17 protein-coding genes are annotated in these 20,993 nt (G+C 67.1%); 8 read left to right on the forward strand and 9 right to left on the reverse strand.

The features are described 5' to 3' along the window. Positions 1–37: 37 nt before the first annotated feature. Entirely contained in the window at positions 38–1,462 is a 1,425-nt protein-coding gene (locus ACYQR9_RS18630) for a phosphatase PAP2 family protein (protein WP_461227656.1), read from the reverse strand. A gap of 358 nt (positions 1,463–1,820) precedes the next feature. Between ACYQR9_RS18630 and ACYQR9_RS18635 the strand changes: the two genes are divergently transcribed. The 6 genes from ACYQR9_RS18635 (at position 1,821) to ACYQR9_RS18660 (ending at position 11,446) form a co-directional block, all read left to right on the forward strand. Next, positions 1,821–4,499 (forward strand): MGH1-like glycoside hydrolase domain-containing protein, encoded by a 2,679-nt coding sequence (locus ACYQR9_RS18635; protein WP_056425382.1) that lies wholly within the window; start codon positions 1,821–1,823, stop codon positions 4,497–4,499. A gap of 401 nt (positions 4,500–4,900) precedes the next feature. Next, entirely contained in the window at positions 4,901–5,308 is a 408-nt protein-coding gene (locus ACYQR9_RS18640) for an RNA polymerase sigma factor (protein WP_461229840.1), read from the forward strand. Positions 5,309–5,411: 103 nt separating this feature from the next. Then, positions 5,412–6,347 (forward strand): FecR family protein, encoded by a 936-nt coding sequence (locus tag ACYQR9_RS18645; protein WP_461227657.1) that lies wholly within the window; start codon positions 5,412–5,414, stop codon positions 6,345–6,347. A 128-nt stretch (positions 6,348–6,475) separates the two neighbouring features. Continuing rightward, positions 6,476–9,025 carry a TonB-dependent siderophore receptor gene (locus ACYQR9_RS18650; protein ID WP_461227658.1) on the forward strand — a complete coding sequence of 850 codons (2,550 nt, stop codon included), beginning with the start codon at positions 6,476–6,478 and terminating at the stop codon, positions 9,023–9,025. A 107-nt stretch (positions 9,026–9,132) separates the two neighbouring features. Next, positions 9,133–10,332, forward strand: a complete 1,200-nt coding sequence (nhaA, locus tag ACYQR9_RS18655) for a Na+/H+ antiporter NhaA (RefSeq protein ID WP_207411888.1) — start codon at positions 9,133–9,135, stop codon at positions 10,330–10,332. Between the two features lie 79 nt (positions 10,333–10,411). Beyond that, positions 10,412–11,446: a cytochrome-c peroxidase gene (locus ACYQR9_RS18660; protein ID WP_461227659.1), complete on the forward strand. Its 1,035-nt coding sequence runs from the start codon at positions 10,412–10,414 to the stop codon at positions 11,444–11,446. A 90-nt stretch (positions 11,447–11,536) separates the two neighbouring features. On the opposite strand, the gene ACYQR9_RS18665 is transcribed toward ACYQR9_RS18660, so the two are convergent. Then, a complete protein-coding gene (locus tag ACYQR9_RS18665; protein ID WP_200919063.1) occupies positions 11,537–11,698 on the reverse strand; it encodes a hypothetical protein in 162 nt (53 codons plus the stop codon). A 406-nt stretch (positions 11,699–12,104) separates the two neighbouring features. Between ACYQR9_RS18665 and ACYQR9_RS18670 the strand changes: the two genes are divergently transcribed. Further along, the gene (locus ACYQR9_RS18670) at positions 12,105–13,103 is read left to right on the forward strand and encodes a hypothetical protein (protein WP_461227660.1); all 999 of its coding nucleotides are present in this window, start codon (positions 12,105–12,107) and stop codon (positions 13,101–13,103) included. A 29-nt stretch (positions 13,104–13,132) separates the two neighbouring features. On the opposite strand, the gene ACYQR9_RS18675 is transcribed toward ACYQR9_RS18670, so the two are convergent. Then, positions 13,133–13,483, reverse strand: a complete 351-nt coding sequence (locus ACYQR9_RS18675) for a cupredoxin domain-containing protein (protein ID WP_056425364.1) — start codon at positions 13,481–13,483, stop codon at positions 13,133–13,135. A gap of 148 nt (positions 13,484–13,631) precedes the next feature. Here ACYQR9_RS18675 and ACYQR9_RS18680 point away from each other — a divergent pair, with 148 nt between their 5' ends. Next, positions 13,632–16,505 carry an EAL domain-containing protein gene (locus ACYQR9_RS18680; protein ID WP_461227661.1) on the forward strand — a complete coding sequence of 958 codons (2,874 nt, stop codon included), beginning with the start codon at positions 13,632–13,634 and terminating at the stop codon, positions 16,503–16,505. A 384-nt stretch (positions 16,506–16,889) separates the two neighbouring features. Here the strand turns inward: ACYQR9_RS18680 and pufC are convergent, their stop codons facing one another. From pufC to ACYQR9_RS18710, 6 genes are all read right to left on the reverse strand, one after another. Continuing rightward, positions 16,890–17,984: a photosynthetic reaction center cytochrome PufC gene (gene pufC, locus ACYQR9_RS18685; protein WP_311273827.1), complete on the reverse strand. Its 1,095-nt coding sequence runs from the start codon at positions 17,982–17,984 to the stop codon at positions 16,890–16,892. Beyond that, positions 17,981–18,958: a photosynthetic reaction center subunit M gene (gene pufM / locus ACYQR9_RS18690; RefSeq protein WP_056425355.1), complete on the reverse strand. Its 978-nt coding sequence runs from the start codon at positions 18,956–18,958 to the stop codon at positions 17,981–17,983. Before pufM ends, pufC begins: the two co-directional genes overlap by 4 nt. 73 nt (positions 18,959–19,031) lie before the next feature. Continuing rightward, complete coding sequence (pufL, locus tag ACYQR9_RS18695) at positions 19,032–19,856, reverse strand: photosynthetic reaction center subunit L (protein WP_461227662.1); 825 nt, start codon at positions 19,854–19,856, stop codon at positions 19,032–19,034. A gap of 266 nt (positions 19,857–20,122) precedes the next feature. Further along, entirely contained in the window at positions 20,123–20,311 is a 189-nt protein-coding gene (pufA, locus tag ACYQR9_RS18700) for a light-harvesting antenna LH1, alpha subunit (protein WP_018043293.1), read from the reverse strand. Positions 20,312–20,325: 14 nt separating this feature from the next. Further along, complete coding sequence (pufB, locus tag ACYQR9_RS18705; protein ID WP_018043292.1) at positions 20,326–20,553, reverse strand: light-harvesting antenna LH1, beta subunit; 228 nt, start codon at positions 20,551–20,553, stop codon at positions 20,326–20,328. 172 nt (positions 20,554–20,725) lie between these two features. Continuing rightward, positions 20,726–20,977 (reverse strand): hypothetical protein, encoded by a 252-nt coding sequence (locus tag ACYQR9_RS18710; protein ID WP_461225360.1) that lies wholly within the window; start codon positions 20,975–20,977, stop codon positions 20,726–20,728. Positions 20,978–20,993 lie beyond the last annotated feature (16 nt).

Raw genomic sequence — 20,993 nt, forward strand, 5'->3', positions numbered from 1 at the left:
GGATGGCGGCGGTCTAGAACTGCTCGTCCCGCAGGCGCTACGGCGCGGTGGCGCGCCGGCTCGCCGCGAGGGCCGCCGCCTTGCCGCCTGCCGCATAGAGGTCGAGGCGGGAATACAGGCCGAAGACCGAGCCGTCGTCGAGGAAGCCGCCGGCCGGGCCGAGGGTGGCGGTGAGGATGGCGTTGGCCTCGTCCAGGGTCACGGCCGGAAAGGCGGCCGTGAGGAGGTGTCCGGCCTCCGGCGCGACCCGCGCGACATCCACCGCCTGGCCCGACCGGGACTGATGCACCACCGGCAGCCCGTAGGTCTGGGTGGAGGCGTAGAAGGCCCCGTTGGCGGCGGCATCCTTGAAGCGGCTCCGGTCGGCGGCGGCGCAGGCGGTCACCGTGTCGCCGCAGCGCTCGCGAAGGAAGGCCTGGAGTTCCGCGCGCGCCGCTTTCAGGGCCTCGGGATAGTCGGAGATCGTCACCGCGCCGTCGGTGGCGCGGCTCATCTCGTTGTCGATGGCCGGGTTCGCGCGGGTCTGACCCACATAGGCGGGGTCGTTGGCCAGCAGATGGGCGACGGCATGGAGCGCGACCGCCCTGCCCCCGAGCACGTCCATGGCGTAATGGGCGCCGACCACGATGCGGTTGTTGCCGTACTCGGCCCCGCGCGCGATCATCTGCTGGTAGCGCTCGGGCACCAGCAGGGCGAGGAGCAGCGATTCCGTGTAGCCGTAGGTGGTGTGGCCGCTCGGATAGGACGGGCTGTCCGTCAGGTTCTGTTTCGGCCCGCGCAGCCAGTCCATGCTGTGGGAGGCGGCGCCGAAATAATCCTCGCCGCGATAGGCGAGAAGGCTCGGCTCGGTCTGGAACGGGCGCGAATTGCCGAAGGCGTCGGCACCCGGCGTCCCGGCGGGACGGCCATAGGCTTTGCCGAAGACATCCGTCGTGCCGCCGACCTTGGTGAGGATGGCGCGGGCGGGTTCGGAGACGGGGGCCTCGCCATTCGTCGTCGCGTTGGCGAAGAAGTACTTCCCCGCATTCGAATCCGACTTGGTGATGTTGTTGGTGTAGCCGATCAGGCGGGCGAGGCTGCCCGAAACACTGGTGAAGGTCTTGAAGTCCTCGTAGCGCGCCTTGGCCTGGTAGGCATCTCCCAGTGCGGTGCCGAGGCCGTCGGCGAGCTGCGCGGCGTTGCCGTCGGTGATGAAGCAATCGCGCAGGGCGAGGCGCTGTTGCTCGGCGAAGGGCAGCAGCAGGGGCTGCGGGTGCCGCCCCATCTGGATGTCGCCGGTGACCGTGAGGTTCGCCGCCAGCGCGGCCTTGCCCTCCGCCGTCGCCGGCAGGGCGCTCACCGGCGCCAGCCCGCGCAGGGCCTCGAGATTCGTCGCCGATTGTGCCAGCGCGTGAGCGGGCGCCAGGGCGAGGCATGCGATGAGCCCGAGCGTGCGGGCCGTGTTCGTGCGTGGTCTGGTCATGGCACCGGAATCAGGCTGTCGTGGCGGTGGCGCAGGCTAGCAGAGTGCTCCGCCCATCGCCGCCGGTTTTCGCGGCGGACCACGCGCACCATTCCGTGACGCCTGCGTGACCCATTCTCCGGCGGGGGGCGAGGACCGCCCCTGACGGAATGTTCCTCGGAGACTTATCCGCGCTTGGCGCTAATGGTGCATCTCGGCTCCCACTGAGCCAAAGCCCATCGGGACCGATGACCGCCCATAAGCCGCTATCCATGTGTTGCCGCATGATCCCCCGCCTTCGCCAGCCGTCGCCGGTCGCGCGCCGGTCGTGTCCGTTCGGCGAGGCCCGCGGGCCCGGTCCGGCACGAGGGGAATCGGCGTGAGCGAGCTCGACGGCTGGGCCGAACGCCGCCGCATCGCCGAGCAGGCGCGGGGCGAGCGCGCATGGTCCCTGTGGGGCCCGTATCTCGCCGAGCGCCAATGGGGGACGGTGCGGGAGGATTACAGCCGCGACGGCAATGCCTGGCGCTCGCTGCCGCATGAGGAGGCACGCTCGCGCGCCTATCGCTGGGGCGAGGACGGGCTGGCGGGGATCTGTGACGAGCGTGCGCAGATGTGCCTGTCCCTCGCCCTGTGGAACGGCCGCGACCACATCCTGAAGGAACGGCTCTTCGGCCTGACCAACGAGGAGGGCAATCACGGAGAGGACGTCAAGGAGGTCTATCACTACCTCGACGCGACCCCGAGCCACGCCTACCTGAAGTTCCTCTACCGTTATCCGCAGGCCGCCTTCCCGTATGAGGACCTCGTCCGCGAGGGGCTGCGCCGTGGCCGTGATCAGCCGGAATACGAGATCGAGGCGACCGGAATCTTCGACGGGGACCGGTTCTTCGACGTGACCGTCGAATATGCCAAGGAAGATATCGACGACATCCACGCCGTCATTACCGTGACCAACCGCGGTCCGGACGCCGCCGACCTGCGCGTCGTGCCCCAGCTCTGGTTCCGCAACATCTGGTCGTGGCGCGAGGGACCGGCCGAATCGCGCCCGCGCATGGCGGTCCAGCCCGATGGCGGCATCGCCTGCGAGCATCCGCGCCTCGGCCGATACCGCCTCTCCTTCGACGGCGAGCCCGAGGTGCTGTTCTGCGAGAACGACACCAACCTGCGCCTGCATGGCTGGCAGCCCGATGCCGCCGGCCCGTTCAAGGATGGGCTCCACGCGGCCATCGTCGGGGGCGACGAATCCGCCGTGCGGAGGGATGGGGGGACCAAGCTCGGCCTGCACTACGCCTTCCGCCTCGCGCCCGGCGAAACCCGGCGGGTCACCCTGAGGCTGTCGGCGGGGTCGCGGCCCCGTCCGGTCGACCACGAGGGCGCCATCCTGCTGCGCCGCGTCGCCGAGGCGGATGCGTTCTACGATGCGTTGCAGGACGGGATCGCCGATGCGGATTCCCGCGCGATCTTCCGGCAGGCCGCCGCCGGGCTGATCTGGTCCAAGCAGTTCTATTGCTTCGATGTGCGGCTCTGGCTGAAGGGCGATCCGCTCCAGCCCGCCCCTCCCCACGAGCGCGATGGCGGGCGCAACATCCACTGGCGTCATTTCGCCGGATCCGACGTGCTCTCGATGCCGGACAAGTGGGAATATCCCTGGTTCGCGGCCTGGGACCTCGCCTTCCACTGCCTGCCGCTGGCGCTGCTCGACCCGGATTTCGCCAAGAAGCAGCTCCTGCTCCTCACCCGCGAATGGTACATGCACCCCAATGGCCAGCTTCCGGCCTATGAATGGGAGTTCGGCGACGCCAACCCGCCGGTCCATGCCTGGGCCACCTACCGGGTGTTCGAGATCGACCGTGACCGCCGCGGCGGGCGCGGCGACCTCGCCTTTCTGGAGGGCGTCTTCCACAAGCTCCTGATCAACTTCACCTGGTGGGTGAACCGCAAGGATGCGGACGGCCGCAACGTCTTCCAGGGCGGCTTCCTCGGCCTCGACAATGTCGGGGTGTTCGACCGGTCGCGGCCGCCGCCCGGCTTCGGCCGCATCCACCAGGCCGACGGCACCGCCTGGATGGCGATGTATTCGCTCAACATGATGCGCATCGCCCTCGAACTCGCGCTCCACAACGACGTCTACGAAAGCACCGCCTCGAAGTTCTTCGAGCATTTCCTCCTCATCGCCGAGGCGATGACCGACATGGGCGGCGAGGGCTTCGGCCTGTGGGACGAGGAGGACGAGTTCTACTACGACGAGGTCGACATTCCCGGCGGCGGGATGCTGCCGTTGCGGGTCCGCTCCGTGGTGGGGCTGGTGCCGCTCTTCGCCGTCGAGGTGATCGAACCCTCGGTGCTGCAGCGGCTGCCGGATTTCGCCCGGCGCCTGAACTGGCTCCTCGAGAACCGCCCCCACCTCGCCTGCCTCGTCTCGCGCTGGGACGAGGGCGGTGTCGGCGACCGCAAGCTGCTGTCGCTCCTGCGCGGCCACCGGATGAAGGCGCTGCTGCGGCGCATGCTCGACGAGGCCGAGTTCCTCTCGACCCACGGCGTGCGCTCCCTGTCGAAGGCGCATCTGGAGCGGCCCTATTCCCTCAACGGGTTCGGCGACGCGTTCACGGTGCGCTACGACCCGGCGGATTCCACATCGAACATGTTCGGCGGCAATTCGAACTGGCGCGGCCCGGTCTGGATGCCGATCAACTACCTCGTCGTCGAGGCGCTGCGGCGGTTCCATTCCTATTACGGCGACGATTTCGTGGTGGAATATCCGACGGGATCGGGTGTCTTCGTCACCCTCAACGCCATCGCGGACGCCCTCACCGACCGCCTGATCTCCCTCTTCGCCAAGGGCGAGGACGGAAAGCGCCCGGCCTTCGGCGATCGCCCGCCGATCGCCTCCGCGCCCGGCGCCGAGGAGGCCCTTCTGTTCCACGAGTTCTTCGACGGCGATACCGGCCGCGGCCTCGGTGCCTCGCACCAGACCGGCTGGACGGCGCTGATCCTCAACCTGCTGCACCAGAAGGCGCGCCAGACGGAGGTGGAGAAGGGGAGAGCGGCGGACTGACGGGCCATGCGAGGGGCAACCGAACGGCCATGCCGCAGCCACGAACCTCGATCCGTCTTGTTGTGGCGCTGCAACACCACGACGAATTGATGCCCATCCGGAAACGAGATGTAGTTTAGAAATGTCGTTCGGGAGAACATTTGTCCCGAAAAGACAAAGGTTTGCTCACTCGAAAGACGAGTTATTTAGAAAACATACAAAGTACCACCCGGCTTGCATAATGAGCGGCTCGCTTCTTTGCTCGGAGGCACGGTCATCAAGCGATGCTGCCATGATCCAAAGTGGGTGGTACTGGTATCATGCCAACGGTTTCAGTCGATGCGCTGCATCGTAGCGAGGGCCTGAAGCTTCAACGCTTTCTGCTTCGGCTGCTCGACAATCCCGCCGACGCCGCCGATGCGATGCAGGAAACCTATCTCCGCCTCATCAAGGCGCTCAACAGGACCGAGATCGAGCACCCGCCGATCTTCCTGTTTTTCGTGGCCCGCAACGTCGCCAACAGCTTGGGGAAGCGTCGCCGGTTCGAGGCCGATCTGTTCCGGCAGGTGACGGACGTACACCTCGCGAGCGGCGTCGACGAGACGATCCGCACGGAGGAGCAGGTCGTCGCGCGCCAGCAGCTCCGCTTGGTCGCGGCCGCCATCGACGAGCTGCCGCCACGGTGCCGGGAGGTCTTTCTGCTCAGTGCCTTCGACGGGCTTGCGAACGGAGAGATCGCAGCGCGGCTCGGCATCAGCCGCAACATGGTCGAGAAGCACCTCATGAAGGCGCTGCTTCATACACGCCGTCGCTGTGCCGACTTCTTATAGTGTTGCGATGCTACGACCCCGTATATCGGGAGCTTGCGATCCGGCACGTCCGCTATGAAGGACCGGATCGGCCTATCCCCCCTCGGCACATCGATAGAGCGGCATGAACGAGCGCATCTCACCGGATGCATCGCCCGGAGGGGAGGACGATCCCGTCTATGAGGCCGCCGCCTTCTGGGTCGTACGGCTTACCTCGGCCGATGCGAGCAGTGCAGATCGAAAGGCCTTCGAAGTCTGGCGCAGGGCCGATCCGGCCCATGCCGAAGCCTATGCGGAGATGGAGACGTGGCGTCGGACCATGGGCCAAGTGCCTGATCCGCGCGAGCGTAAGTCCAGGCGGGCCGTGGGGCTGAGCGCCGTCGTGGCGATCGCCTTCGCCGGAATCGCGGGGGCTCAGCTTGGTCTGATCGATCGCCTGCGGGCCGATGCGTGGACGGGTGTGGGCGAGATCGAAACCCGCACCCTGGTCGACGGGAGCCGGATCGACCTCAACACCGACACGGCGGTCGCGTTGCGTTTCACGGCCGAGGAGCGCGCCGTCGATCTTCTCCGAGGCGAAGCGGTGTTCGATGTCGTGCCCGATCCGCGGCGTCCCTTCGTCGTGCGCGGGAACGGTGTCAGCGCCCGCGCCGTCGGAACCCGCTTCTACGTGCGGGTCGATGGAGCCGCCGATCCCGTCGGCGTTGCCGAGGGGCGTGTCGATGTCTCGACGGCCGTCGGTCACACGCTGCTCCATCCGGGTGAGGTCGCGTTCCGGGACGCGGGCGACCGCCCCGTCGCGCGGCAGGGAAATGTCGCAGAGGCGATGTCGTGGCGAGACGGTAAGCTCTCGTTCTCCGGCCAAAGTCTCCGGCAGGTCATCGCCGAACTCGAGCGCTATCGGCGCGGCCGGATCTTGCTGATGGATTCCTCCGTCGGCGAGCGGCGCTTCAGCGGCACGCTCGATCCGCGCGATACCGACGAGGCGCTCGACGTGCTGGTTACCGCGATGGGGATCCGCGTCACCCGCCTGACGCCGTTCGTGATCCTGGTGCGTTAGCCGCCCTTGTCCGCCGCGCGAAAAAAAAGTTCGGGGCGGACGTCAGGAGATGCGCCGGTCGACGGTCTATCTCCGCAGGGACGAAGAAGCGCGAAGCGCACCGCCCCGGTTTTGGACGGATGGGGCCGATGATGGTGATGCAGGGTCGAGATGTCGGCGCGCGCTGGCTCGCGCGGGGAGCGTGGATCGGCGTCTCGCTCATCGCGATGAATCAGGCCGCGCCCGCTCAGCAGCCCTCCACCGCGCGCCGGCTCTTCCAAACCCTGCCCCGGTTCGACCTCGTCCCGGGCTCGACACGGATGGCCGAGCATTCCGCCGAACAGACCACGATCCGCGTCAGGGTCTCCATCGAGGCCGGCCCGCTCGAGCCGGCACTCGCGGCCCTATCCAAACAGGTGCAGCTCAAGCTGGCCTACAGGACGTCACTGACCGAAAATCTTTTCACGGCGGGCGTCGCCGGCGATCTCCTGCCCCTCGAGGCCTTGGCCAAGCTGCTGGAGAACACCGGATTGACGTATCGCTCGGCCAGCACGTCGACCATCACGCTCGTCAATCCGCGCTTCGTCCAGCTCGAAGCGCCGACGGCGCCGCCGGGAGGTGTCCTCCTCGATGAGCTTTCGGTGGAGGCGCAGCGCGCGAGCGCCGCGGATTCGATGTCGGCCGCCTCACGCTTGTCCGCCCCCTATGCCGGGGGCCAGGTGGCACGGGGGGGACGGATCGGTTTGCTCGGCAATGTCGACACGGCGAAAACGCCGTTCAACGTCACGAGCTACACGGACCGCTTCATCCGGGACCAGCAGGCGAGCACCGTGTCCGAGGCACTCATCCTCGATCCCTCCGTCCGGGCCACGCAGACGACGGGCGCGCCCTTCGACTCTTTCTCCATCCGCGGCTTTCCCATCAACGAGGGGACCAGCGGCGAGATCGCCTTCGACGGGATCTACGGCGTTGCGCCGAGTCTGCGTGTCCTCACCGACTATGCCGAGCGCATCGAAGTCCTGAAGGGTCCCTCGGCGGCACTCTCGGGGATCGCTCCGAATGGGGGAATCGGGGGCGTCATCAACGTGGTGCCCAAGCGTGCGGGCGAGGATCTGACGCGTGTCACCCTCGATTACGGTTCGATCGCACGCGGCGGCGGCCAACTGGACATGGCGCGGCGCTACGGCGCGAACCGGGAATGGGGAGCGCGGTTCGTCGGCAGCCTGCGGGGCGGCGACACGCCCATCGACCGCCAATCCGAGACGACGGGGGTCGCGTCGCTCGCCCTCGATTACCAGGGGGACCGATTCCGTGCGTGGCTCTACCTCCTGGCGCAGAACGATCGCTTCACCGCACCCCTGCGTCCTTTCCTTCTCAGGGCCGGCGTGCCCGTACCGAGGGCCGCCGACGGTCGTATGAACGTGAGCCAACCCTGGGAGTACTCGAAGGTGGACGATCGCGGCGGTCTGCTGCGCATGGAGTACGACCTGAGCGACCAGATCACCCTCTTCGGCGACATCGGCGGTTCGCAAACGGGTGTCGAGCGTTACTTCGCGTCCGCACCGACCATCACCAACGTCCTCGGCGACACCACGACGGCCCCGCAATACTACAATCTCGGCGTCGACCGGCTTACCTACGACGCGGGCATCCGGACCAAGTTCGAGACCGGATTCATCCGCCACGCCTTCGCGGTACAGACCTCGGTCTACACCGAGGATACGGGACGGGATCTTTCCGCCGTGCGCGGCAGCTATCTGTCGAACATCTACAATCCCGTCCTCGCCCCCTACATCGCTCCGGTCATCTCGTCGTCTCGGCCGCGCCTGTCCGACAGTACGCTGACGGGGGTTTCGGTGGCGGACACGATGTCCGTCCTCGATGAGCGCATTCTCCTCACGGTGGGCGTGCGTCAGCAGCGTATCGAGGCCCGCAACTACGTCTCGAACGTGGGCACCCTGGCCTCGTCCTACGACCAGAGCGCGACCAGTCCCCTCGTCGGTCTCGTCGTACGGCCCTGGGAGAACATCTCCCTCTACGGCAACTATATCGAGGGTCTGAGCCGTGGCGACATCGCTCCGGCCACCGCGAGCAACTTCGGGGAGGTGTTGGCGCCCTACGTCGCGCAACAGGTCGAGGCCGGCGTGAAGGTGGATTTCGGCCGGATCGGCACCTCCTTCAGCGCCTTCCAGATCACGCGGCCCATCGGCGAACTGAGCCCGGACAGCCGCTATGCCCAAACCGGCGAACAGACCGTGAGCGGCCTGGAGTTCAACGTCTATGGCGAGATCGCACCGGAGCTGCGTGTCCTCGGCGGCCTCACCTTGCTCGACGGCGTGCGCACGCGATCCGCGCTGGCCGCCAATGTGGGCAATCGGCCGATCGGCGTACCCGATGTGCAACTCAATCTCGGAGCGGAGTGGGATCTGCCCTGGGTCCCAGGCCTGACCCTGAACGGCGCTGTCATCTATACGGGGCGGCAATTCGTCGATACGGCGAACGCCCAGGCCCTGCCGGATTGGGCCCGTCTCGATCTCGGACTTCGCTACGCGACCCTGTTGGACGGGCGCCGGACGACGTTCCGCGCCAATGTGGTGAACGTGACGGGGACGAATTACTGGACCGGCGTGGCGTCGTTCGGCACGTTCTTCCAGGGGGCGCCGCGCACCTACCTGCTGTCGATGTCGATCGACCTCTGATCGGCGACTTTGCGTTCCGCGCGAGTTGCCGGTCGGGACGGGAACGCATGCCCGTTCCGATGCTCTGACGGCTTGCCGTCGGGCTCGACCACTGGCAGGCGTACTCCATGCTGGAAACCGCGCCTGCCCGCCGACCCTTCTCCGCCCTGCGCAACGCCCTCCGGAGCGAGGCCAGCGGCGGATTGATCCTGATGGCGAGCGCCGTGCTCGCCCTGATCGTCGCCAATTCCCCCCTCGCGTCGAGCTACTTCGCCCTGCTCGGCGCGTATGTAGGCGGCCTCTCCGTCCTGCACTGGGTCAATGACGGCCTGATGGCCGTGTTCTTCCTGCTCGTCGGGCTGGAGATCAAGCGCGAGGTGCTGGACGGGCGGCTTCGCACCTGGCCGGACCGGGTCTTGCCTGGCATCGCGGCTCTGGGCGGGATGGTCGCGCCGGCGCTGATCTACGTCCTGGTCAACCGCTCCTCGCCCGAGACCCTGCGGGGTTGGGCGATCCCCACCGCCACCGACATCGCCTTCGCGCTCGGCGTCCTCGCCCTGCTCGGATCGCGTGTCCCGGTCTCGCTGAAGGTGTTCCTCACGGCGCTGGCCATCATCGACGATCTCGGCGCGGTGCTGATCATCGCCGCCTTCTACACCGCCAACCTGTCGCTCCCGAGCCTGGCCGGTGCGGGCGTCGTCGTCGCGATCCTGTTCGGGTTGAACCGCGCGGGCGTGAGCCGCCTCTCGCCCTACCTCGTCCTCGGCGCGGTCCTGTGGTTCCTCGTGCTGAAATCGGGCATCCACGCCACCATCGCGGGCGTGCTCCTCGCTCTGACCATTCCGCTGCGCCTGAGCCCCGCCAGACCCGACGACCCGGCCTCGCCGCTCCACAAGCTGGAACATGCGATCCATCCCTGGTCGGCCTATCTCGTCCTTCCCGTCTTCGGCTTCGCCAATGCGGGCGTCTCGTTCAGCGGCATGTCGCCGGCGATGCTGTCCGATCCGGTGACCCTCGGCGTGGCCCTCGGCCTCCTCGTCGGCAAGCAGATCGGCGTGTTCGGCGCGGTCTTCGCCGCCGTGAAACTCGGCCTCGCCCAGCGCCCGGCCCATGCCGGCTGGTGGCAGATCTACGGCCTGTCGCTGCTCTGCGGCGTCGGCTTCACCATGAGCCTGTTCATCGGCCTCCTCGCCTTCGCGGACAATCCCGGTCTGGAGACCGAAACCAAGATCGGCGTGCTGCTCGGCTCCGTGACGTGCATGATCGCCGGCGCCGTCGTCCTTCTCCTCGCGCCCGCCCCCGACCGCCGGAGCGACGCCGCGGCGTGAGGACGCGGGCACGGTCTCATTCTGCATTGGCAACACAATCTTAAACGGAACCGCCTAGACTGGTCAGTCGGAGAGCAGGATGACTCGAAAGGCAGGCTTGGCTTTCAGCAAGGTGGCCGTGACGGTTTCGGTGGCGGCGGTGATCGGCGCGAGCCTGTTCGCCACTCACAGCAGCAGCGACGACGCGGCAGCGTGGCGCGGCGCCTTTGCACGCCCGTCCGAACTGCCGGTGCCCGAGGGCGGTCCCGATACGCCGGCCCAGATCGAGCTCGGCCGGACGCTGTTCTTCGATCCGGTCCTTTCGCAATCCCGCACCATCTCCTGCGCCACCTGCCACGAGCCGTCGCGCCATTGGGGCGACGGGCGGATGCGGGCGATCGGCGAGCCCGGGATCGAACTGAAGCTGCGCACGCCGACCCTGCTCAATGTCGGTTGGCTCGCGCCGCTCGGCTGGGACGGCAAGTTTCCGGACCTCGAATCCGTCGCCTTCACGCCGATTACCGGCCCGAATCTGATGAACCTCTCGGAAGAGGAGCTGATCGCCCGCCTGCGGGCCGATCCGGATTACGTCTCGGCCTTCGCCGCGACGTTCGAGGATCGTCAGGTCACGCGCGGCGGGATCGAGCGGGCGCTGGCCGCATTCCAGCGCACCATCGTGTCGGGAAGCGCGCCGTTCGACCGCTGGCGCGACGGCGATGCTTCGGCGGTGGAAGCCCCCGCAAAGTCGGGCTTCGCACTCTTCAACGGCAAGGCCGGGTGCCACGAATGCCATTCCGGCTGGGCGTTCACCGACGGATCGTTCCACGATATCGGCGTCGGCCGGGACGACGATATCGGCCGGGGACGTCTGTTCCCGAAATCGAAGGGCCTGCAATACGCCTTCAAGACCCCGACCCTGCGCGACGTCGCGCAGCGCGGGCCCTACATGCATGACGGTTCGGTGGCGACCCTGCGCGAGGTCATCGATCTCTACGATCGCGGCGGCATCGAACGCCCGAGCCGTTCCCCCAAGATCCGGCCGCTCAACCTCTCGGAATCCGAGAAGGCCGATCTCCTGGCTTTCCTGGCCACGCTGACCGCCACGGAACCCAAGCAGAAGGCCGCGTCGAACTAAGACTTCGACGCCAGCTTCGCAGTCGCGAGGGCCGCCGCGGAAATCGCGGCGGGCTCGGCCGACAGGTTATCGTCCCATTCCGCCCAGGTTCTAGCGGAACAGCGTCAACCCGACGCCGGCGAGCGACAGGCCTACGATCATCAGGGATCCGCCCCAGGTCTCGTAGGTCGCGGCCCGCGCCGCTACGCGCGTCGAAGCATAAGCGAAGCTGCCGCCTGCGATCAGGGTCGACAGGCTGAGTGTTGTAATCACGCGAGAGCCTTTCTGCTTGATACGGAGAGAGGGCTTAGGCGCCGCCCCTCGATGAAGACCAGCTTTTGCCGAAATATCCCGTCGACAATCTCGACGAGCGCCTACGCTGTTGCTCGGGGGTGACGTGGCCATTGATTCGTGCCTGGTCACGTGTGTTTGCGATACCGGCGCAGCCCACGGCTGGCCTCCCCGCTTCACAACCGCTCGGGGATGCGGATCGTCTGGGCCACGGTAGGGTAGCCGGTCTGGGAGATCGTTAACGATGCTTAAAAATCATTAACGAAATCCTTCCACGATCGATAAAATCTAAGTAGAACGACTTCAAGGCCGCCGAATGTCGGCGCTCCAGATTTCGCTAAGGCTTCACCACATGAGTGCGCGTTGTCGGTTGCCCGGCCCAAGTGCAATGTCTGCTGCCCTTCTGGTCCTCGTCACGAGCGCCACTGGGGCCAGTGCCCATGTCAAATGGTTCTGTGCATTCGACGTCGCTGGCGCGCCCGTCGGGCTCGGCGAGGTACTGTGCGATAGTTTCGAGCAACTCGTCGTCGTCTCGCTCCTGGCCCTGTTCGTCGGCGCGTTGCTTGAGCGGACGATCCTCGGCGAGGCGATGATGCGGTCCCTCGACCGGGTCACGGCCTGGGCGCGGGTGAACACCGAACTGATGTTCCGGGCGGTCTGCGGTGGCTTCTTCGTGTCGCTCTGGTCGCTCGGCGGCATCATCCTCACGCCCGAGCTCACCACCACCAGCACCGCCCTGCCCTGGTTCCAGCTCGCCATCGCGGCGGGGTTCCTGTGGCGGCAGACGATGCCGCTCTCGGCGCTCGGCATCGTCGTCCTGTTCGGGATCGCGGTTGCGAATTACGGCGTCTTCCACCTCGCGGATTATCCCGTCTTCCTCGGCGTCGCCGCCTATCTCGCCCTGACCGGGCTCCGGCGGGAGCTGTTCGGAATCCGGCCCCTCGACATCGTCCGCTACTCGGCGGCGGTGACGCTGATGTGGGCCTCGGTGGAGAAATGGGCCTATCCGCAATGGTCTTACCCGCTCTTCATCGATCGCCCGGAACTGACCATGGGCTTCGACGGGGCCTTCTTCATGAAGGCCGCCGGTGCGGTGGAATTCGCCCTCGCCTTCGGACTGCTCTGCACGCCCCTGGTGCGCCGCGTCGCGGCGATCGTGCTTGCGGCGGCCTTCGTCTCGGCGATCTTCGAATTCGGCAAGGTCGACGCGATCGGCCATTCCCCGATCATCGTGGCGATGGTGGCCATCGCGGCCGACGACGCCAGGGTTCCGCTGCGGGTCCGCCAGCTTGCGACGATGCCCTTCGGATACGGGGCCGCCCTCGCGAGTTTCATCGGGCTCTATTACGGCGCCCATGCCGCGCTGTCGGCGGCCGGGGCGCTGTAGCCCGGGCCGGCATCCGGGACGCGTCGCGGTCAGTTGCCGTCGACGCGGACCGCCAGTTTCATCTTGGGGTGGATGCCGCACAGGACGGCGAAGGTCCCGCTCACGGGGAAGACGATCTCGGCCTTCCCGCCGGGCTCCTGATCGCCGGAATCGTAGCGGAATGTCGGGGAGTCGATATAGGCGTGATGCAGGAGGTCGCCGTCGTCGTTGACGATCTGAACGGTCTCGCCTTTCTTGATGACCAGCGCACTCGGCTGGAACGCCCGCCCCTTCTGCGAGATGCGGTAGACCTGTCCGGCCGCCGAGGCATGGAGGGCAAAGGCGGCGACGCCGGTCGCGACCAGGGCGAAGGCAGCGCTGAATGAAGTGATGCGTCTCATGCAACCTATAGGTATGATTTTTTGCCCTTTCGCATTTTCACCAGGGCAAGTAAATATGCTGTTAATTGGCAAAGCTGTATGAAGGTTTCAAGCCCAGCTTAACTATTACAGGCGAACAATTTACGATGGGCCGGATGAGACACACTTAATGAATTCTATTCACGGTGGGAAATCCGCCAAGTCGGGCGAGAGGATCTGGCCGAGGCCGGTCGCCACGGCTGTCTCTTTTGCCGGCACTATCCGCGGTCGAATTCTGATCGCGTTTCTCATCATGACCGCCATTACGGGCATTCTCGGCCTCTCGGCGGCCTCGGGGATCCGCCGGGCCGACGAACTCGTGAGCCGGACCTTCGACCAGTCCCTCATGTCGATCAATTACGCGCGGGCCGCCGCCGCCGATTTCGCCAATATGCGCTCCCTGGAATCCCGTCGTCGGATGAGCGCCGACGCCGCCGTGAAGACGCAGCTCGAAGGCCGGCTCGAGACCCTCCGCCGCGTGTTCGCCGAGGATCTCGCCGTGGCGGTCGAGCGGGCCCAGTCGAGCCGCGCGACCCAGGCGGCGCAAGCCGTGGAGCGCTCGGTGAAGGATTGGGACGCCGCCCGATCCGTCCTCGCCGGCCGCGAGACCAGGGAGGCCGATTGGGACGTCGTCGACCGGCATGCGGCCGCCGCCGAAGAGCATCTCGACCTCTTCATCAACCACACCGCCGGCGACGGTTTCATCTACCGGCAGCAGGCCCGCGCCATCGTCGCCCGCGAGACGCAGATCAACCTGTTCGGCACGCTGCTCGCCCTCTCCATGTCGGCCTTCGTCGCCTTCCTGCTGGCGCGGCGCATCATGCGGCCGGTGGCGGATGCGTCCATGGTCGCGTCGCGGATCGCGGCCGGCGACCTCAGCGTGACGATCCCGTCCGGCAGCGCGGACGAACTCGGCGCCCTCCTCGCCTCCATGGGCGTCATGCGCGACAACATCCGCCGGGCGATGGAGCAGGAGGTCGCGCAGCGCATCTCGGCGGAGGCGCATCTCGCCGACGCCCTCGAGACCTCCCTCGAAGGCATCGTGGTGGTCGATCAATCCGGGCGGATCGCGCTCATCAACGGGCAGGCGGAGGATTTCCTCGGATTCGGTCACGAGCCGCTGCCGCGGGACACCTCGCTCGCCGAGGTCGCCCGCGACGGCAACGCGCTCGCCCGCACCCTCCTCTCCGACGACGACGATTGGGCGGCGCCGCGCGAGACGCAGCTTCTCGACGGGCGCTGGCTCCGGATCAGCCGCAGCCGTACCCGCACCGGCGGCTTCATCGCGGTCTGCAGCGACATCACCCTGTTGAAGGTCCAGGAGGCGCATCTCCAATCGACCAACCTGCGCCTCGACACCGCCCTCGACAACATGTCGCAGGGCCTGTGCCTGTTCGACGCCGAGGGGCACCTCACCGTCGTCAACCGGCGCTATTGCGAGCTGTTCGACCTCGCGCCGGAAGACCTGCCGCTCGGCACGCCCTACGAGGACGTGGCGTCGCTCTACCTGGCCTCGGCCGAGGAGGGCACGGTCTTCGAGATCGAGGGACGGCAGATCTCGGCCGCCGGTTCGGGCTTCCGCCAGATGGGCAACGGACGCGTCCTCGCCGTCACCCACAAGCCCGTGGCCGGGGGCGGCATGGTCTCCACCTACGAGGACGTGACCGAGCGGCGCCAGGCCGATGCCCGCATCGCCTACATGGCCCGCCACGACGTCCTCACCGGCCTGCCCAACCGCGCCATGTTCGGCGAGCGGATCGAGGAGGCCCTGGCCCATCTCGGGCGCGGCGGCATGTTCGCCGTGCTCTGCCTCGACCTGGACCGGTTCAAGGAGGTCAACGACACCCTCGGGCACCCGGTCGGGGACGAACTCCTCAAGGCGGTGGGCAACCGGTTGAGCGCCTGCCTGCGCGAGGTCGATACCGTCGCCCGGCTCGGCGGCGACGAATTCGCCATCATCCTCGCGGGTGTGACCTACCCAGAGGAAGCCACCATCCTGGCGCGGCGGATCGTGGACGTGGTGAGCAATCCCTACGAGCTCGACGGCCAGCAGGTCGCGGTCGGGGTCAGCATCGGCATCTGCCTCGCGCCCGGCGACGGCACCAGCTGCGACAAGCTCCTCAAGAACGCCGACGTCGCCCTCTACCGCGCCAAGGCCGATGGGCGCGGCACCTGGCGCTTCTTCGAGGTGGAGATGGACATCCGGCTCCAGGCCCGCCGCGCCCTCGAACTCGACCTGCGCGAGGCCGTGGCCCAGGGCGCGTTCGAGATGTTCTACCAGCCGATCTACGATTTTCGCGGCCGCCGCGTCGGCGGGTTCGAAGCGCTGATGCGCTGGCATCATGCGGAGCGGGGCCTCGTTCCCCCGGGGGATTTCATCACGGTCGCCGAGGAGATCGGCCTCATCGTGCAACTCGGGGCCTGGGCCTTGCGCACCGCCTGCACCGAGGCCATGCGCTGGCCCGACGGCATCCGGGTCGCGGTCAACGTCTCCGTGGCCCAGTTCCGGGACGGCATCATCATCCATTCCGTCAAGGAGGCGCTGAGCCTCAGCCGCCTCCCCGCTGCGCGCCTGGAGCTCGAGATCACGGAATCGGTCCTGCTCAAGGACAATGCCGCCACCCTCGCCACCCTGCACGCCCTGCGACGCCTCGGCGTCCGGATCGCCATGGACGATTTCGGCACGGGCTACTCGTCGCTCAGCTACTTGCGCAGCTTCCCCTTCGACAAGATCAAGATCGACCAGTCCTTCGTCCGCGACATCACCGCGGCCGACGAATCCGCCTTCATCGTCCGCGCCGTCATCGGCCTCGGATTGAGCCTGCACATGCGCACCACCGGCGAGGGGATCGAGAACGAGATCCAGTTCGAGCGCCTGCGCCAGGAAGGCTGCGACGAGGGCCAGGGCTACTATATCGGTCGCCCCGAGGGTGCCGGGAGCATCCCCGAGGTGCTGGAACGCTGGTCAGGACGGCGCGGAGTCACACAGCACGCCGTGGCTTGAAGGGGTTATAGGCGGTTCCCGCAACCATGCGGCACGCTCTTCTCCCCTCTCCCGGCCGGGCTACGGCATTCACACATTTCGCGTGCTGCGCTGACGAGCCCTCCTCCCCCTTGTGGGGAGGAGTTGGAGGTGGGGGTGGTTGGGCGACCCTCAGGGTGCGGAGGCAAGCGGAGCCGCCCCCACTCCTAACCTCTCCCCACAAGGGGGAGAGGGACGCGCTCTGCCTGAAAGAGCAGGTGTGAATCCAGGAAGCGTGCGGAGTGAGGGGATGCTCAACCGTGCCCGCTGGGACGGGCTCGCTTGGGACTTGGTGTGGTGCCCGTCCGCGCAAGCAAAAGGGGCGGATCCCAAAGAACCCACCCCCCTTTGTCTATCCCCGAAAATCTATTGTGGCGCGGGGGTCGGAGCCGGGTCTGCCGGTGCAGGGTCCGCCGCGCTCGCCGTCTCGGTGGATTTGGCCAGTTCGGGATAGGGCCCGATGACCTGAGCGCCGTTGAGCGGCTTGCTCTGGCCGTTGTGGCAGGTGGTGCAATTCACCTTCGGCACGTCGCCGAGCACGCCGAGGCGGGCCGTGGGGAAGGTCGAGGTCAGCGGCTCGAGGTAATTGCCGTTGATGTCCCGCACCATGCGGATGCCGTGCCAGGCGGTGGTGCGCTGGGGCGTACTCTGCGACCAGTTCGAGATCGCCCTTGTGTTGTGGCAGAAGGTGCAATTGACCCCGAGGCCCTCCGACATGTGGATCATCAGGCCGTAGGTCTTCTCGGCGTCCTGGATCGGCTTGCCCTTGGTGGTGGGAAGCGCCGTGGTGGCGTTCACCCGGATGGCGTTGTTGTCGATGGTCTTGTCGGCGAGGTACTCGGTCAGCGTGTCGTAGGGCAGCGAGGCGAGGCCCACCGAGGCCTTGGCCAGGTTCTGCCCGTTGTTGCGGGCGATGAAGCCGCCGGGCCGGTTCGGGCCGGGATCGGTGAACCAGACATGGGCCGGCACCGGCTGGCCGCGATGGCAGGTGAAGCAGGTGACGCCCGTGCCCCCCACATGGTTGTCCTTCCAGCTTTCGTTGATGTGCTGGGTCATCTGCAGCATCCGGCGGGCGACCTTCTTCTGGTAGAGGCTGTCGTCGGCCATGTTCTCGGTGTTGTGGCAGTAGGTGCAGCCCTGTTCGGGGCTGACCCATTCGGTCATCGAGACCATCAGGCGGTTGAACTCGTTGACGCTGACGTTCTTGAGGACCTGAACATTCTCGTAGGTGGCGCCGGCGAGTTCCTCGCCGGGCTCGGCCGGGTCGGCCGGCGCCGGCGCGACATTGGCCGCCTTCGTCTCGGCCGCCCCGGCGCGGGTATGGATCTGGTCCATCGCCGTGCCGCGAAAGCCGCTTTGCTGAACCGCCAGGGGCGGCCGGTCCCAGTCGGTCAGACCGAACATCGCGACGGTGAGGAAGAAGGCGATCGAGCCAGCGAGGACAGTGAAAAACGTCTTCATGGGACCGCCCCCGGCATGCTCAAGGGATCGACGACCGGCGCATAGACCTGCGGATAGGACGGGGCGACGCCGTGCTTGACCGCCCAGAGATACCAATTGTCGACCACCGTGCCGGTGAGCAGGATGCCGATGCCGCCGGTGAGGGTGGTCAGCACGGCGAACCACCAGGCCCAGCGGTGGACCGATTCCATGGTGGCGTTGAAGCCCATGGTCCAGCGCCAGAACAGGGCGGCGCGCTCGGTGGCGGTGCCGCGATCGACGATTTGGTCGATCTCGCGCTCGCCGCCGAAGCGGCTCACCGCCAGGATGGTGGCGCCATGCATCGCGAAGAGCAGCGTCGACCCGTAGAGGAAGACGATCGAGAGCATGTGGAACGGGTTGTAGAAGAGGTTGCCGTAGCGGAGCGAGAAGGCGGCGGTCCAGTCGAGATGCGGGAAGATGCCGAAGGGCACCGCCTCGCTCCACGACCCCATCAGGATGGGCCGGATGAAGCCGAGGACCAGGAACAGCCAGATCGCGGAGGCGAAGGCCCAGGGCACGTGGGTACCGAGGCCGAGCGCCCGGGCGCGGCGATAGAGCCGCACCCACCACAGCAGGATCGAGGCGGTGAGGAAGAAGCCGGCGATCAGCCACCATCCGCCCTCCTGCAGCGGCGGCAGGATCTTGAGCCCGTATTGCGGTCGCGGCGGCTCCAGGGCGAGCCAGGGCAATTGGCGCACGAACTGGACCGGGTCCCAGTTCACCGAGGCCCACATGTTGAGGCCGACGATCTCGAAGGCGATGAGGAAGCACACGCCCGAGAGGGCGCCGAGATAGCCGATATAGATCGGGCCGACCTGGGCGTTGCCGAACAGGCCGAACAGGTAGCTGTGGAACGGCGTGCCCCAGCGCCGGTCGACATCGACGGGAACGCCGAGTTCCGGAATGGTGGAGCGGACTTGGACCTCTGTGAAGATGTTTTGATAGTAGGCCATGGTCGTCGTGCCCCGCTCAGCAGGTTTCGCGGAAGTGGTCACCGGTTTCGCGTCGTGAACTCTGCGGCGCTCGTCAGCGCCAGACCGGGAGATTGAGCCACCAGCCCCACCATTCCGGCCAGCCGCGGGTCCAGAACGGGCCGCTGATGATGATGCAGACGGCGCTCCAGAAGCCCGCCGAGAGGGCGAGGAACAGGCCGAGCCGGTGGATGCCGAGCGTGCCGATCGAGTAGCCGATCGTGTCGCGGAAGAAGGTGTCCTCGTGCTCGGGCGTCTTCACCACCTGGCCCTTGCCCGGATTGGTGGCGGAGAGGATCAGGGCGCCGTGCAGGGACAGGGCGAACGTCGTCGTGAAGAAGAACGACACCGCCAGCATGTGCGCCGGATTGTAGTGGAAGTGCAGGTACTGGTAGCCGGTGTTCGAAACCCAATCGAGATGGGAGAGGATGCCGTAGGGGAAGCCGTGGCCCCAGGCGCCCATCAGGAACGGCCGGATCACCACCAGCGAGACATAGGCGAAGATCGCCACCGAGAAGGCGAAGGGCACGTGGTAGCCGATGCCGAGCTTGCGGCAGATCTCGACCTCGCGCAGGGCCCAGGAGACGAACGAGCCGATGGCGCAGAAGGTGATGATCTGCCAGAGGCCGCCCTCCTTGAGGGGGGCGAGCGCCAGCCCGTATTTCAGCTCGGGCGGCGCGATGTTGATCTGCCAGATGTTCCAGGTCGGCCCGAGGGCCGCGCCGTAGACGATCAGCGCGGTGCCGAGCACCGAGAAGAACAACGTCGTGACGCCGAAGAACCCGACATAGAACGGCCCGACCCAGAAATCGAACAGGTCTCCACCGAGCAACGTGCCGCCGCGGACGCGATATTTTCGTTCGAAACTCAGCATCGCCATCGCGAATACCTCCCGGCTTCACAGGTCACGATTCTTGATGGATGGGCGCATCCGTCAGGGTGCGCGTCGTCCCCCTCCCCCTTGTGGGGAGGGGCTAGGGGTGGGGGTGGCGCCGCCAGCCTCCGCAGTAGGAAGGTCGCCCAGCCACCCCCACCTCCAACTCCTCCCCGCACCCATCTCGGGCTTGCCCGATATGGGCACCTGACATGCGGGTCTCGGGCGAGCCCGAGACCGGAGGGGGAGGAGGGTGATCCCGGCCCGCCCCGTCAGGCGGGCATCGTCGGCAGGACCAGCGTCTGCGCATTGGCGGCGCGCGGGGCCTTGGGGCCTTCCAGCCAGTTGAACCGGTCGGTGCTGAGCAAGATGAAGTGGATCAGCAGCGCCAGGATGAACAGGAAGGTGAAGAGCGCCACCAGCGTGCGGCGCGGATCGAAGAGAAGCCAGACCTTGTGCATGGGTGCGTTCCTCCTCAGGAGATCATCGAGACGAGGCCGTGCGCGGCGCTCGTGACGGTGTCGAGGGCGGCGTAGCCCTTGGGGCCGGGCAGCCACGGGCGCCACATCCAGACGAGGATATGCGCGACCACGGCGATGGCCGTGAAGATGATGAAGCTCGTCAGGAAGATCGCGTGGAACTCCTTGGCTTCGGGTTCGGTCAGCCCGGACAGGCTGCTCGCCTTCTCGATTCCACTGGACATGATGTGAGCCTCCGCTTTCGTCTGGCCGGGCGTGCTCCACGCGCGGCGGGTGAGGTCGCGGGGGCCGGCAGCGGCGCTCGCGACGGTCGTTCCCCCCCCTCGTCGGACGGGAGGTCGTTCGGGTTCCGGATCGGGCGGGCATCGGCCCGGGGCGATCCGGCCCCGGAAGGCGTCAGCCCATGAAGACGAAGGGGATCGCCGACTCGGCCATGGCTTTGGCCTCGCCGAAGACCGAGCGCCGGGCGATGAGCCCGTGGCCCGCCGGGGCTCGTGCCGGGACGAGGCGCTGGAGCGCCGCCGCCGCGAGGAAGAACGGGTAGGTCGCCACCAGGAGGAGGCGGAACTGCAGCGCGTGCCGCTGCAGGCGCGTCATCGGACGCGACGGGGCGGGACGCGAAAGGGACTGGCGGGACGGCATGGTCATCGACTGCATGGCGGAA

The organism is Methylobacterium sp. CM6241, assembly GCF_054817845.1.

What these genes read in the sequence shown, in the direction of transcription:
- ACYQR9_RS18660 (WP_461227659.1), top strand. Translation starts at nt 10,412, where the DNA reads ATGACTCGAAAGGCAGGCTTGGCTTTCAGCAAGGTGGCCGTGACGGTT.
- ACYQR9_RS18650 (WP_461227658.1), top strand. Translation starts at nt 6,476, where the DNA reads ATGATGGTGATGCAGGGTCGAGATGTCGGCGCGCGCTGGCTCGCGCGG.
- pufB (WP_018043292.1), bottom strand. Translation starts at nt 20,553, where the DNA reads ATGTCCAGTGGAATCGAGAAGGCGAGCAGCCTGTCCGGGCTGACCGAA.
- ACYQR9_RS18630 (WP_461227656.1), bottom strand. Translation starts at nt 1,462, where the DNA reads ATGACCAGACCACGCACGAACACGGCCCGCACGCTCGGGCTCATCGCA.
- pufM (WP_056425355.1), bottom strand. Translation starts at nt 18,958, where the DNA reads ATGGCCTACTATCAAAACATCTTCACAGAGGTCCAAGTCCGCTCCACC.
- pufC (WP_311273827.1), bottom strand. Translation starts at nt 17,984, where the DNA reads ATGAAGACGTTTTTCACTGTCCTCGCTGGCTCGATCGCCTTCTTCCTC.
- nhaA (WP_207411888.1), top strand. Translation starts at nt 9,133, where the DNA reads ATGCTGGAAACCGCGCCTGCCCGCCGACCCTTCTCCGCCCTGCGCAAC.
- ACYQR9_RS18710 (WP_461225360.1), bottom strand. Translation starts at nt 20,977, where the DNA reads ATGACCATGCCGTCCCGCCAGTCCCTTTCGCGTCCCGCCCCGTCGCGT.
- pufA (WP_018043293.1), bottom strand. Translation starts at nt 20,311, where the DNA reads ATGCACAAGGTCTGGCTTCTCTTCGATCCGCGCCGCACGCTGGTGGCG.
- ACYQR9_RS18640 (WP_461229840.1), top strand. Translation starts at nt 4,901, where the DNA reads ATGCAGGAAACCTATCTCCGCCTCATCAAGGCGCTCAACAGGACCGAG.
- ACYQR9_RS18680 (WP_461227661.1), top strand. Translation starts at nt 13,632, where the DNA reads ATGAATTCTATTCACGGTGGGAAATCCGCCAAGTCGGGCGAGAGGATC.
- ACYQR9_RS18670 (WP_461227660.1), top strand. Translation starts at nt 12,105, where the DNA reads ATGTCTGCTGCCCTTCTGGTCCTCGTCACGAGCGCCACTGGGGCCAGT.
- ACYQR9_RS18675 (WP_056425364.1), bottom strand. Translation starts at nt 13,483, where the DNA reads ATGAGACGCATCACTTCATTCAGCGCTGCCTTCGCCCTGGTCGCGACC.
- pufL (WP_461227662.1), bottom strand. Translation starts at nt 19,856, where the DNA reads ATGGCGATGCTGAGTTTCGAACGAAAATATCGCGTCCGCGGCGGCACG.
- ACYQR9_RS18645 (WP_461227657.1), top strand. Translation starts at nt 5,412, where the DNA reads ATGAACGAGCGCATCTCACCGGATGCATCGCCCGGAGGGGAGGACGAT.